This window comes from Pseudomonas sp. UC 17F4 (assembly GCF_900101695.1).
GTDB lineage: Bacteria > Pseudomonadota > Gammaproteobacteria > Pseudomonadales > Pseudomonadaceae > Aquipseudomonas.
In genome coordinates, this window is sequence record NZ_FNKV01000001.1 from 2264651 (window position 1) to 2277842 (window position 13192).

Consider the following 13192-nt stretch of genomic DNA (forward strand, 5'->3'; position numbering starts at 1 on the left):
GTGAGCAAAGAAACGGTTTTCGTTGCCGGTGACCGCGGTATGGTCGGCTCGGCATTGATGCGTGCATTGAAGCAGCAGGGCTACACCAACATCGTTACGCGAACCCGGGAAGAGCTCGACCTGCTGGATCAGCGCCAGGTCAGTGCGTTCTTTGCCGAGCAGCAGATCGATCAGGTTTACCTGGCAGCGGCCAAGGTAGGGGGTATTCATGCCAACAATGAATACCCAGCTCAGTTCATTTATGAAAACCTGATGATTGAGGCCAACATCATTCAGGGCGCGTACGCCAGCGGCGTAAAAAAGCTGCTGTTTCTCGGGTCTTCGTGTATCTATCCAAAGTTCGCTGAGCAACCAATTGAAGAGCGAGCGTTGTTGACTGGCGTACTGGAGCCTACCAACGAGCCTTACGCCATCGCCAAGATTGCCGGTATCAAGCTGTGTGAAAGTTACAACCGCCAGTATGGGGTGGATTACCGCAGTGTCATGCCGACCAACCTGTACGGTCCTCATGACAACTATCATCCGCAAAACAGCCATGTGATTCCGGCGCTGATTCGTCGTTTTCATGAGGCCAAGGTGCGGGGTGACCAGGAGGTGGTCATCTGGGGCAGCGGCACACCGATGCGCGAGTTTCTGCACGTAGATGATATGGCGGCGGCCTGCCTGCATGTCATGAACATGGAGTCGCAGGTGTATCAGCAGCATACCCAGCCGACCTTGTCACACATTAACGTGGGGACAGGCGTCGACTGCACTATTCGTGAGCTGGCTGAAACCATTTGTCGAGTGACCGGTTATCAGGGGCGTCTTGGCTTTGATGCCAGCAAGCCTGATGGCACGCCAAGAAAGCTGCTGGACGTCTCTCGTTTGAAGAACCTCGGCTGGCAGGCCTCTATCAGTCTCGAAGATGGCCTGGTCGATGCCTATCAGTGGTTTGTCGATCACGAAAGTTCGGCCAGACGCTAATGGCCGGCTATCTGCAGGCGGATGCATTCCGCACAGTCGTCATGCATACGCCTCTGATAGCGATTGACCTGCTCGTGTTGAATGAGCACGGGCAAGTGCTTCTGGGCGAGCGTTTGAATCGTCCCGCCCAGGGATACTGGTTTACCCCCGGGGGGCGGGTGCGCAAGAACGAGTCACTGGAACAGGCGTTTCGCCGCATCAGTCACTCCGAGCTCGGGGTGCAACTGTTAATGGCGAGCGCGACGTTTCGCGGTGTGTACGAACACTTCTACCGCGATAGTTACTTTTCGGCAGATGAGCACGATTCGGGCACTCACTATGTGGTACTCGCCTATACCCTGTTACTGGCAGATTCGGCACTTGAAAGCCTGCCACGTGAACAGCATGCTGAATATCGCTGGGTCGACGTGCGCACAACTTCGTTGCGCGTGCATCAGCATGTCTTGGACTATTTCGATCAGGGCTGAGGGTTAAGCGAAGCGGGCAGTTGCTCTGTTTCACATGGTCGCTCGGGGTTCTGTCTAGGGTTGCGTCGTATGCTTTTCTACTATCTGCCTTTCATGGTTTCGGCGCTACTCTCGTTGCTGGGTGGCAAGCGCAAGCTTTGCTACTGGGGCTTGGCCGCCTTGCTGATTGCCATGTGTGCCTTCCAGGCGCCCGGGGTATCGGACGATCACGGGAACTACCTTGATTATTATGCAGGTATTGTTTCTGGTGAATTTGGGCCGTTTTTTGTCGAGCCAACTTTTTTCGTTCTGGCGAAGCTGTCTTCGCTACTGACGGGTTCAGCGATACTGCTGTTTGTTTTTTACGCGGTTTTGGGCGTCGGTAGCAAATTTTATGTGATGGAGCGGGCAACACCGTATCGTTGGTTGAGTGTTGCAATTTACCTGTCTTACTTCTTCTTGCTGCAGGACTTCACGCAGATTCGTATCGGTGTGGCCACCGGCTTGGTAATGTGTTCAGCTTACCTGGTGTTTAATGGGCAGTGGTCGAAAAGTCTGGCGGTCTTGTGTGGGGCCGTGTTATTTCATTATTCGGCCATTCTGTTTCTGCCCTTTATGTTGCTCCGCGCAGCCGGGGTGCGTACGGTATTTTATATATATTTGTGTTGCTGCGCGCTGTTTGCACTCTACTTGCTGGACATCAGTGTGCTTAAAGGGTTTTTACAGCTCTTGTCGCTGCTGGAGAACCCTAGGCTCGACTTTTATATTAATAATATTCTTAGTGGTCAGGGTGGTTCGATCAACTTTTTTCGGGCGATATTTCATTTTGCGCTGTTATCGCCGTTGGTCTTTATGTTTGCTCGTATACAGCGCCAACAGCCCTTTATTGCTTACTCGGTGATCCTCCATCTAAGTGGCTTGCTGATCTTGCTGGCGTTGCACGATGCCCAGGTTGTGGCCTACCGGATATCGGATATTTTCAATCATTTCATGGTATTCTCGCTGCTTGCGTACGCCATTCTGTTTGGTCGCGTTGTCGGCGCTGCAGGGATGCTCGCAGTATCAACATTCCAAATCATCTATGTGTTGCAAGTCCTAGGCTTTGTGCAACCGTATACTTCGGTCCTGGGTGGCTTATGATTTTACCTATTGTGATGGCTGGCGGCTCCGGGTCGCGTTTGTGGCCAATGTCCCGTGAGCTCAACCCGAAGCAATTCCTGTCATTGGCAGATGAGCACACCATGCTCCAGGTGACGGTCGAGCGCCTGTCCGGTCTTACCGATCTGAAGCCGCAAATCATCTGCAACGAAGCCCATCGTTTCGTTGCCGCGGAACAGATGCGCCAGTTGGGTTTCGATGATTGCGAGCTACTTCTCGAGCCTGTGGCGCGCAACACCGCCGCTGCTATTACGCTTGCTGCCCTGAAGGCCGTACAGGACGGTCAGGATCCGCTCCTGTTGGTACTGGCGGCAGATCATTTGATCAGTGATGCCGAAGTTTTCCAGCAGTGCGTTCGCAGCGCATTGCCGCTGGCTCAGGCAGGCAAGCTAGTCACCTTCGGCATCCAGCCGCTGTCTCCGGAAACCGGCTACGGCTATATCGAACAGGGGCCGGCCGTGGGTTCTGGGTATGCGATTGCACGGTTTGTCGAAAAGCCTGACCTGGCCACCGCCCAACGCTATCTGGCCAGCAAGAAGTTCCTGTGGAACAGCGGTATGTTTCTGTTCAAGGCAAGCCGTCTGCTTGACGAGGTCAAGGCGTTTGCTCCGCAGATCCATGCTTGTTGCGCCGAAGCCCTGGAGCAAAGTTCCCGTGATCTGCATTTCACCCGCGTCGGTGCCGAGGCCTTTGCACGCTGCCCGAGCGACTCCATCGACTACGCCGTCATGGAAAAGACTGCCGATGCGGTAGTAGTGCCAATGAATGCCGGCTGGAACGATATCGGTTCCTGGTCCGCCTTGTGGGATGTTGGCCAGAAGGATGAAAGTGGCAACGTCGTCAGCGGCGATGTCATGGCTGATGAAGTGGAGCACAGCTACATCAAGTCGACCAGCCGCCTGGTGGCTGCCGTAGGGGTCCGCGACCTGATCATCGTTGAGACCAAGGATGCTCTGCTGGTAGCGCACAAGGACAAGGTCCAGGGGGTCAAGAAAATCGTTGAGAACCTCAAGGCCCAGCAGCGCCAGGAGTTTCATTGCAACAGCGAAGTGTATCGCCCGTGGGGTAGCTACGAGGCCATAGACCAGGGGCATCGCTACCAGGTCAAGCGTATCACTGTAAAGCCGGGCGCCAAGCTGTCGGTGCAGATGCATCATCACCGTGCCGAGCACTGGATCGTGGTCAGCGGTACGGCGAAGGTCACCAATGGCAAGGAAACCTATCTGGTGACCGAAAACCAGTCGACCTATATTCCTATCGGTCAGGTGCATGCCCTGGAGAACCCAGGAAAAGTGCCCCTCGAGCTGATCGAGGTGCAATCGGGTTCCTATCTGGGTGAAGACGACATTGTTCGTTTCGAAGATATCTACGGGCGGGCGTAAGCGAGGGGTTGCGGTTGAAAGTCTTAGTTGCGAGTTGTGTTTTTCCGCCGGAGCCGGTGGTGAGTGCCAGAACCAGTGCTGATGTCGCCCAGTACCTGCATGCCCAAGGGCATGAGGTGCTGGTGGCATGTCCGACACCAACCCGCAACGTCGCCGCCGAAGGGCTGGATGAGAAGATCGCCGGTTTGAACATGCCGTTTCCGGTGTCACGCCTGTTTGCCTTTTCTTCGAAAAAATCCAGCTTCGTCTCACGATTTCTGGAGAACATCTCTTTCGGGTTGTCAGTATTTTTCTTCATCTTGCGTCAGCGCAAGGTTGATGTGATCTACGCCAACGTGTGGCCGTTGTTCTCCCTCGGCCTGCTGCTGATGGCGGCCAGGCTCAAGGGCATCAAGGTGGTCGCCAGTGTCCAGGACCTGTATCCGGAGTCCTTGGCCGTGCAAAAGCGTATCGAGGAAACCGGCGGCATTTATCGCGGCCTGCTCAAGCTTGATACGCTCATCGCGCGTAACTGCGATCACTTGGTGGTGATTTCCGATGGATTCCATCGTGCTTATACCGAGACGCGAAAAATCGATCCATCGAAGGTGACGCTTGTCCGAAACTGGGTTCAAGGCAGTCAGATTCAGGCCTTACCCAAGGAGCAGGCGCGAGGGGAGCTTGAGAAGGTGATGGGCTTGCGCCTGGCGCCTGAGCAGTTTCTTTTCGTGTATGGCGGCAATATGGGCGTCGCTTCCGGCCTGGATGAGTTCATGGGTTATCTGGATGGCGTCGATCCACGGGCAGTGTTCCTGTTTGCAGGTGACGGATCGCTGGTGCCGGAGCTCAAGCGGTTGCTACAGGCCCGCGGTCTGGAGTCCCGTTGCCACTTCCTTTCGCCTTGGCCGTTCGAACTGACTCCGGCAGTGTTCGGTGCCGCAGATGCTTTGTTGCTGCCAACCGCCGCAGGTCAGGAGTTCGCCTCAGTGCCTTCCAAGCTGATCACCTATATGCTGGCTGGCCGGCCCATTCTGTTGCTGGCCGATGAGCGTAGCGAGTCGGCAATCGAGCTGGGCAAATCGGATGCGGGCCATACCATTGGTGTGCGTACCAATGCGGCAGTGCTGGAGGGGATGAACTATTTGCTCAATGCCTCATCTGAGCGTCTGGCCGCAATGGGAAGCAACGGTCGTGAATACGCCCAGGAGTTTTACTCGGCTGAGCGAGCAGTGCCCAAACTGAAGGCAATTGTTGAGGATGTCTATGAAGCTTGAACGGGTTAGGTTGGTTGACAGTGCTCAGGTCCAGGCATTTGCCGACTTGCATGTTCAGGCGTTTCCAGGCTTTTTTCTCAGTCAGTTGGGGCCGAAGTTTCTGGCCTTGCTCTACACCCATTACCTGCAGTCCGAACAGTGCGCCTGCATCCTTGCCTCTGATGATTCGGCAGGCCGGGCGCCCAAGGGGTTGGCGGTTGCCATTCGCCAGCCATCGCTGTTCTACAAGGACCTGTTTGCCAAGCATTGGCTGGCATTTGCCTTGCGCGCCTTGCCGAGCCTGCTGAAGAACCCGTTGTTCGTCGCCAAAAAATTATGGGCGGCGGTGTTTTATCGAGGCGATCAGGTCGAGAGTCTCGATACCGAGAATGCGGTGCTGCTGAGCACCATTTCGGTGTCGCCGCAGGCGCAGGGGCAGGGTGTGGGCAGGCAACTGCTGCAAGAAGTAGAGGCGTGGGCTGCCGAATCCGGCGCCGCTTTTGTGTACCTGACAACTGATCGCGATGCCAATGTCGAGGTCAACGGTTTTTATCAACGCAATGGTTATGTGCTGGAGTCCACGCTGAAGAAAAGTGGCAATCGCATCATGAACCGTTACATCAAACGCTTGCGGTGAACCTATGCAGAATACTCCGTTCCTGCCCTTCGCTCTTCCTGAACTGGGTGAAGAGGAAATCAATGAAGTTGTCGACACCCTGCGTTCCGGCTGGGTGACCACCGGGCCAAAAGCCAAGCAATTCGAAGCGGACTTTTCCAGTTTTCTTGGTGGTGATGTTGAAAGCATTGCCGTGAACTCGGCAACCGCCGGGCTGCACCTGGCGCTGGAAGCCATTGGTATCGGCCCAGGCGATGAAGTCATTCTGCCGTCCTATACCTTCACGGCAACTGCCGAGGTTGTCCGGTATCTGGGCGGCACGCCGGTTATCGTGGATGTGCTGGAAGAGACCTTCAATATCGATCCGGCGGCGATCGAGGCGGCGATTACCGACAAGACCCGTGCGATCATGCCTGTGCACTTCGCCGGACTGAGCTGTGACATGGATGCGATTTTGCAGATTGCCCGTCGCCATGGCCTGAAGGTGGTGGAAGATGCTGCGCATGCACTGCCAACCACCTGGAAAGGCAGCAAGATCGGTACCCTCGAGTCCGATATCACAGTGTTCAGTTTCTACGCCAACAAAACCATGACCACCGGTGAAGGCGGCATGCTGGTGACCCGCAATGCGGAACTGGCCAAGCGCTGCCGGATCATGCGCCTGCACGGTATCAGTCGCGATGCCTTCGATCGTTATGTGTCGAAGACGCCGGCCTGGTTCTACGAAATTGTCGCTCCCGGTTTCAAATACAACATGAGCGACGTCGCCGCCGCCATGGGCATTCACCAGTTGCGTCGTCTTGAAGGCTTCCAACTCAAGCGTCAGGCCATGGCCGAGCGTTACCTTGAGGCGCTGAGCGATCTGCCATTGGTGTTGCCGCCAGTGGCCGCTGCTGGCGACATGCATGCATGGCATCTGTTCCCGCTGCGTCTGCGCGCAGAGGCAAATATCAAGCGCGACGACTTCATCATCAAGATGGCCGAACTGGGCATTGGTTGCTCGGTGCATTTCATTCCGCTGCACCTGCAACCCTACTGGCGTGAAAGCTGTGCCCTGAGTCCCGAGCAGTTCCCGGTAGCCCAGAGCCTGTTCGAGCAGGAGGTTTCGATCCCGCTCTACACCAAGATGACCGAAGCCGATCAGGAACGTGTGATTGCGGCGGTGCGATCGGTGTTGGCCAATGCTTAAGCGGCTCTTTGACATTGTCTGTGCTGCGCTGGGTCTCCTGGTGCTGTCGCCGTTGCTGTTGGCGATTTTTCTGTGGGTCAAGCTGGATTCGCCCGGGCCGGTATTCTTTCGACAGGAGCGTGTCGGACGTTTCGGTAATCTGTTCAGGATTCATAAGTTCCGGACCATGAAGCTGCACGCGGAAAGTGCCGGGCGCCTGACCATTGGCGAAGATTCGCGTATTACCCGCTCCGGTCGTTTTTTACGTCGCACCAAGATCGATGAGCTGCCGCAGCTCATCGACGTGTTGCTGGGGGACATGAGCCTGGTCGGACCGCGCCCGGAAGTACCAGAATTCATGAACTGCTATGAAGAATCGGTGCGCCGCAAAGTGCTCTCGGTGCGCCCAGGGATCACTGATCGGGCATCCATCGAGATGGTTGATGAAAGTTTGATCCTGGGCCAGTACCCGGATCCTCGGCAGGCCTATATTGATGTAATTCTGCCAATCAAGCAGAAGTACTATCTGGAGTATGTCGAGCAACATGGTGTGGTGACCGATATCAAGATCATTTTTGCCACACTTGCAAAGATCGTTTCTCGATGAGGTAGCCGTTACCCTGGTAAATCACAGGGTGGTGATGAATTGTTGCCACCGCTGGAGCGCCGGGAACGGGGTGTATGAACATGGAATGCTGCAGCAATGGCAGTGTCGGCTCAGGCGTAGTGGAGTTTGAAGATGGTGAAATACGATAGGCTACGGCTCTGGCTGGTTTCATTGCCGCGCCGTTACAAACGGTTGATTCAAGTCGCGGCAGACGTGGTACTGGTCTGGATTGCGCTGTGGATGGCGTTTGTCGTTCGCCTGGGTATTGAAGAAGCCATCAACCCTTTCACCACGCACCTGTGGATATTTGTTACCGCGCCGTTGATTGCCATTCCGCTGTTTATCCGTTTCGGCATGTACCGTGCGGTGATGCGCTACTTCGGCAACGATGCGCTGGTGACCATTATCAAGGCGGTGAGCCTGTCCTCGCTGATACTGGGCGTAGCGGTTTACTGGTACAGCAACCATCAAGTCGTGATCCCCCGTTCGATCGTGTTCAACTATTGGTGGCTGAGTCTGATCATGGTCGGAGGCTTGCGCCTGGCCATGCGTCAGTATTTTCTCGGTGACTGGTTCGCGGGCATTCAGAATGTACCTTTTACCAACCGTGACGATGGTTTGCCCAAGGTAGCCATCTACGGTGCCGGGGCTGCGGGCAACCAGCTTGTGGCCGCGTTGCGCATGGGCAAGGTGATGCGTCCGGTTGCATTCATCGATGATGACGCCAGCATCACTGACCGGACGATTTCCGGTCTGCAGGTTTTCAAGTCCAAGCATATCCAGCGCATGGTCGATATGACCGGCGCCCAGGAGATTCTCCTGGCCATTCCGTCTGCCACGCGCGCGCGCCGGCGGGAGATACTCAGTTACCTGGAAGGCTTCCCGCTGCATGTGCGTAGTGTGCCCGGCTTCATGGATCTGGCCAGTGGCCGGGTCAAGGTCGATGATATCCAGGAAGTGGATATCGCCGACCTGCTGGGCCGCGACGCGGTTCCGGCACAGGATGACCTGATCGAACGTTGCATCAAGGGGCAGTCGGTAATGGTGACCGGGGCCGGTGGTTCGATCGGTTCGGAGCTGTGCCGGCAGATCCTCAAGTCGCAACCTACTACCTTGCTGTTGTTCGAGCACAGTGAGTTCAACCTCTACACCATTCTCAGCGAGCTGGAGCAGACCATCAGCAGGTCTTCGTTGCCGGTAAGGGTCTTGCCTATTCTTGGCTCCATCCGTAATCAGGCGCAGTTGCTGGATGTCATGAAGACCTGGAGTGTCGATACGGTGTATCACGCTGCAGCCTACAAGCATGTTCCCATGGTTGAGCACAATATCGCCGAAGGCGTGTTGAACAACGTCATCGGCACGCTCAATACGGCGCAAAGCGCATTGCAGGCCGGAGTTGCCAACTTTGTCCTTATCTCCACGGACAAGGCGGTTCGTCCCACCAATATCATGGGCAGTACCAAGCGTCTGGCGGAAATGACCCTGCAGGCGCTCAGCCAGGAGCTCGCGCCGGTTCTGTTTGGTGACTCGGACAAAGTCTCTCAGGTCAACAAGACGCGTTTTACCATGGTGCGGTTCGGCAACGTGCTGGGCTCGTCAGGCTCGGTGATTCCGTTGTTCCACAAGCAGATCAAGGCGGGCGGGCCACTGACGGTCACCCACCCGAAGATCACTCGCTACTTCATGACCATCCCCGAGGCGGCCCAGTTGGTTATCCAGGCCGGCTCCATGGGGCAGGGTGGGGATGTGTTCGTGCTGGACATGGGCGAGCCGGTCCGCATTGCCGAACTCGCGGAAAAAATGATCCACCTTTCCGGGCTAAGCGTGCGTTCTGAAAAGAATCCGCACGGCGATATTGCTATTGAGTTCACCGGGCTGCGTCCAGGCGAGAAACTCTATGAAGAATTGCTGATCGGTGACAACGTCGTTGCTACCCGACACCCGATGATCATGAGCGCTGCCGAAGATCATCTGCCTTGGGAGACGCTCAAGGAGCGTCTGCACCGGTTACTGGCGGCGGTTGCCGGTGATGACTACGGGCGGGTTCGCCAGTTGCTGCGTGAAACCGTTAGTGGCTATACGCCGGACGGTGAAATTGTCGACTGGATCTATCAGCAGCGCCGCCTGGATCCGTGATCTGTACCATTAAATTGTGAGCCGCGCGCTGCCTTGTCTTCATCTGGGAGTGTTGATAGGGTGGTTCTTCGTGAAGCGTATAAAACGGTGAGGCGTTAATGGCATTCCTTACACCTGCTGAACTGGCGTCAAAAGGGTTCAAGAAACTGGGTTCCAACGTACTGATCAGTGACAAGGCCTCTATTTACAATTGCGACCAGATCGAGATCGGCGATAACTCCCGAATTGACGATTTCTGTGTCGTCTCCGGTAAGGTGTCGATCGGTCGCAATGTGCATATCGCCGTTTTCTGCAATGTTGCCGGGGGCGAGCCAGGTATCACCCTGGAAGATTTTTCCGGCCTGGCCTATGGCTGTCATGTATTTGCCCAGTCCGATGACTATTCCGGCAAGACCATGACCAATCCCACGGTCCCCGCGCAGTTCAAGGGCGAAACCAAGGCCGCGGTCCGACTTGGTCGTCACGTGATCATCGGCACCTCCTCGATCGTAGTGCCCGGAGTCAACGTCGAGGATGGCTGTTCTGTCGGGGCGATGACCCTGGTGACCAAATCCACTGAAGCCTGGGGTATCTATTTCGGAATCCCGGCCAAGCGAATCAAGAATCGCAACAAGGGCCTGCTCGAGTTGGAAACGCAGTACCTGTCAACACCCTGAGTCAAAACGCGCCGCCCTGGCGCGCCAGGATATTGTCGATCAATTGTGCTGGAATACCTTGCCTGCCGTTCGTCAGTTTCTGACGGGCAAACCCGAAAAAGTGCCTATTTTGCTGGGCTTTGCGACCTTTTGGTCGGGAACTTTTCCTACAAAGATTGGCCAGAGAGTGGTTTGCCTTTGCATAAACTGTCACAATGCGCGCCTTTCTCGTCTGATGACAGGGAAGTTTCTCCGGGATCGAGTCAATGGGGCAGGGAGCGCTGCTTACCAGGATTTTGGTGACACCTCGCTTGTCGTTGGAGCCATTGTTACTCGACCAGGCAGGCATGTGCGTGACCAGCATTTCCCGTATACCCCCCGTAAGCCAAAGTAGCGATATCGATTTTTTTGCCGTGGTTCAAAGCCTCTGGAAGCAGAAATTTCTGATCGTTGCTGTCACTCTGGCAGTTGGGGCGGCGGCGGGAGCCTATGCCTTCCTCACCACTCCCGAGTATCAGGTCAGCACCACGCTGCGCCCTGCTGCGCTCAACGATCTGGATGCCCTGAACCGCTCTGGTGTTTACTCGCTGCCGCGTGAGCAGGCGCTCACCCGCGTCGGCGCCGCGCTTGATTCCTACGATGTGCGCCTGGGTTACTTTCGCGCCAATCCTCAGCTTTTCGCTCCTTTGCGCATGCCTGGCCAGACCGACGAACAAGCTTTCGAAGAGTTCAACCGCAATTCCATCAAGCTGGTGCAGCCGGACCCCAAAAAGAAGGTTGACCTGCTCAGCGCCTACATTGGCATGGAGTTGCGCTATCCAAAGAATGTCGACGGTGACGAGATCCTCAACGGCTTCGTTAAATACGCCATTGAAAGCGAGCGCCAGCAAGTGGCCTCGGACTTGTCGGTCATTATCAAGAACCGCTTGAATGAACTGGATGGCAAGCTCGACGCAGCCCGTGCCGGATATGAAGCAGGCAAGGAGTCACAAATTGCCACGCTGCTGGAGAAGGACAATCTCACGCGCGCGCAACTGCAAGATGAACTTCGGGCACTGCGCGTTCAGCTCAAGGCGCGCCGTGCCGACCGAATCGCCCAGCTGGATGAAGCCATCAGCATCGCCCGTTCGCTGGGCTTGAAGAAGCCGTCTACCCCTTCGGCCATGGCCAGCGAAGGCGAGTCTGGTGGCAATGTGATCCGTACTGAGGTCAATAACCAGCAGATCCCGCTGTACTTCATGGGTACCGATGCCCTGGAGGCCGAGCGCAAGGCCCTCCGTCAGCGAACTTCCGATGACTTCACCGACCCGCGGGTGGCGCAGATCGGCAAAGAACTCATGCTGCTGAAGAACAATCGCCGGATCGAATCATTGAAACAGCGAGAGAACGAAGATGTGTTCTTGCAGAACATCGAACCGTTGCGTTCTGAAATGGCCCGCTTGAAAAAGCTCGATATCGATGTGATGCGCTTGAATCTGGTCACCATTGACCAGTACGCGCTGGAGCCACTCAAACCCGTCTGGCCGAAAAAGTCGCTGATGATTCTAGCGGGCCTGGCCGTGGGGGGGATGTTGGGGGTGTTGCTGGCGATCATTCGTTACTTTGTCGTCTTGCGGATGACGAAGGTGGCAAAGGGCGGCGAGCCATTGGGCAATCCCCAGTAAGTCAACACAGGTTCGCAGCCCTTGTACGGGCTGCGGGCAGGTCCGCTGCCTGGCTCCGTGAAAGGGGCATGGTTACTTCTCAAGTTAATGTGCACGGCAGACGGCTTTCTTGAAGGGCCGCGGCCAGCATTATTCAGTTCATCAAGACCAACTGGTCAGATTTTACATAGGGACGCGTTACATGTTCACTAACAAGACCATTCTCATCACAGGTGGTACCGGCTCCTTCGGCAACACGTTCGTGCCGATGACACTGGCCAAGTACAACCCCAAGAAGATCATCATCTTCTCGCGTGATGAAATGAAGCAGTGGGACATGGCGAAGAAATTCGAAGGTGATTCCCGCGTGCGCTTCTTCATTGGTGACGTGCGAGACAAGGATCGTCTGTACCGGGCGCTGGATGGCGTCGATTACGTGGTGCACGCGGCGGCAACGAAGATTGTTCCGACTGCGGAGTACAACCCGTTCGAATGCATCAAGACCAACATCAATGGTGCAATGAACCTGATCGACGCCTGCATCGACAAGGGCGTGAAGCGGGTCGTGGCGTTGTCCACCGACAAGGCCAGCAGCCCGGTTAACCTGTACGGCGCCACTAAACTGGCTTCCGACAAGCTGTTTGTTGCCGGTAACTCCTACGCTGGCGGCCATGACACGCGCATGTCGGTGGTCCGTTACGGCAACGTGATGGGCTCGCGTGGTTCGGTCATCCCGTTCTTCATGTCGATCAAGGACAAGGGTGAGTTGCCGATCACCGATGAGCGTATGACGCGCTTCATGATCTCCCTGGAAGAGGGCGTGGAACTGGTCTGGCATGCTTTCGAAGATATGGAAGGCGGCGAAATCTATGTGAAGAAGATCCCGTCCATGAAGGTGACCGACCTGGCACGGGTTGTCGCTCCCGAGGCTCGGCAGAAAGTCGTCGGTATCCGCCCGGGCGAGAAACTGCATGAACAGATGATCAGTGCTGAAGACGCTTATTACACCTACGAGTATGCCGAGCACTTCAAGATCCTGCCGGTCATCAATGACTGGGCCAACTGCGAGAAGCGCATCAAGGACGGCAAGAAAGTGCCGGAAGGTTTCGTCTACGCCAGTGACAACAACACGGAGTGGATGAGTGATGCCGATCTGCAAGAGTGGATCACCATCAACAAAGAAAAAATCGGGAGCATCTGAGC

At 55.8% G+C, this 13192-nt stretch carries 13 protein-coding genes; 12 read left to right on the forward strand and 1 reads right to left on the reverse strand.

The window, feature by feature from the left end; genetic code table 11:
* From BLR26_RS10470 to BLR26_RS10515, 10 genes are all read left to right on the forward strand, one after another.
* Window positions 1-966 carry a GDP-L-fucose synthase gene (locus tag BLR26_RS10470; RefSeq protein ID WP_093380434.1) on the forward strand — a complete coding sequence of 322 codons (966 nt, stop codon included), beginning with the start codon at window positions 1-3 and terminating at the stop codon, window positions 964-966.
* The gene (locus BLR26_RS10475) at window positions 966-1433 is read left to right on the forward strand and encodes a GDP-mannose mannosyl hydrolase (RefSeq protein ID WP_045195367.1); all 468 of its coding nucleotides are present in this window, start codon (window positions 966-968) and stop codon (window positions 1431-1433) included. Before BLR26_RS10470 ends, BLR26_RS10475 begins: the two co-directional genes overlap by 1 nt.
* Before the next feature lie 69 nt (window positions 1434-1502).
* The gene (locus tag BLR26_RS10480; RefSeq protein WP_045195365.1) at window positions 1503-2552 is read left to right on the forward strand and encodes an EpsG family protein; all 1050 of its coding nucleotides are present in this window, start codon (window positions 1503-1505) and stop codon (window positions 2550-2552) included.
* Window positions 2549-3952, forward strand: coding sequence for a mannose-1-phosphate guanylyltransferase/mannose-6-phosphate isomerase (locus BLR26_RS10485; RefSeq protein WP_045195362.1), 1404 nt, complete (start codon window positions 2549-2551; stop codon window positions 3950-3952). The genes BLR26_RS10480 and BLR26_RS10485 overlap by 4 nt, the downstream gene beginning before the upstream one ends.
* 59 nt (window positions 3953-4011) lie before the next feature.
* The gene (locus tag BLR26_RS10490) at window positions 4012-5205 is read left to right on the forward strand and encodes a glycosyltransferase family 4 protein (RefSeq protein WP_176794229.1); all 1194 of its coding nucleotides are present in this window, start codon (window positions 4012-4014) and stop codon (window positions 5203-5205) included.
* A gap of 106 nt (window positions 5206-5311) precedes the next feature.
* Complete coding sequence (locus tag BLR26_RS10495) at window positions 5312-5821, forward strand: GNAT family N-acetyltransferase (RefSeq protein WP_176794230.1); 510 nt, start codon at window positions 5312-5314, stop codon at window positions 5819-5821.
* Between the two features lie 4 nt (window positions 5822-5825).
* Window positions 5826-6989, forward strand: coding sequence for a DegT/DnrJ/EryC1/StrS family aminotransferase (locus tag BLR26_RS10500; protein WP_045195356.1), 1164 nt, complete (start codon window positions 5826-5828; stop codon window positions 6987-6989).
* Entirely contained in the window at window positions 6982-7575 is a 594-nt protein-coding gene (locus tag BLR26_RS10505; protein ID WP_045195354.1) for a sugar transferase, read from the forward strand. Before BLR26_RS10500 ends, BLR26_RS10505 begins: the two co-directional genes overlap by 8 nt.
* Window positions 7576-7707: 132 nt before the next feature.
* Entirely contained in the window at window positions 7708-9711 is a 2004-nt protein-coding gene (locus BLR26_RS10510; RefSeq protein ID WP_045195352.1) for a polysaccharide biosynthesis protein, read from the forward strand.
* A 98-nt stretch (window positions 9712-9809) separates the two neighbouring features.
* The gene (locus tag BLR26_RS10515; RefSeq protein WP_093380442.1) at window positions 9810-10367 is read left to right on the forward strand and encodes an acyltransferase; all 558 of its coding nucleotides are present in this window, start codon (window positions 9810-9812) and stop codon (window positions 10365-10367) included.
* A gap of 1 nt (window position 10368) precedes the next feature.
* Here BLR26_RS10515 and BLR26_RS27100 read toward each other — a convergent pair whose 3' ends face one another.
* Entirely contained in the window at window positions 10369-10710 is a 342-nt protein-coding gene (locus tag BLR26_RS27100) for a hypothetical protein (protein ID WP_176794193.1), read from the reverse strand.
* Between BLR26_RS27100 and BLR26_RS10520 the strand changes: the two genes are divergently transcribed.
* Window positions 10700-12010, forward strand: coding sequence for a Wzz/FepE/Etk N-terminal domain-containing protein (locus tag BLR26_RS10520; RefSeq protein ID WP_052676505.1), 1311 nt, complete (start codon window positions 10700-10702; stop codon window positions 12008-12010). The genes BLR26_RS27100 and BLR26_RS10520 overlap by 11 nt on opposite strands.
* 181 nt (window positions 12011-12191) lie before the next feature.
* Complete coding sequence (pseB, locus tag BLR26_RS10525; RefSeq protein WP_045195347.1) at window positions 12192-13190, forward strand: UDP-N-acetylglucosamine 4,6-dehydratase (inverting); 999 nt, start codon at window positions 12192-12194, stop codon at window positions 13188-13190.
* Window positions 13191-13192 lie beyond the last annotated feature (2 nt).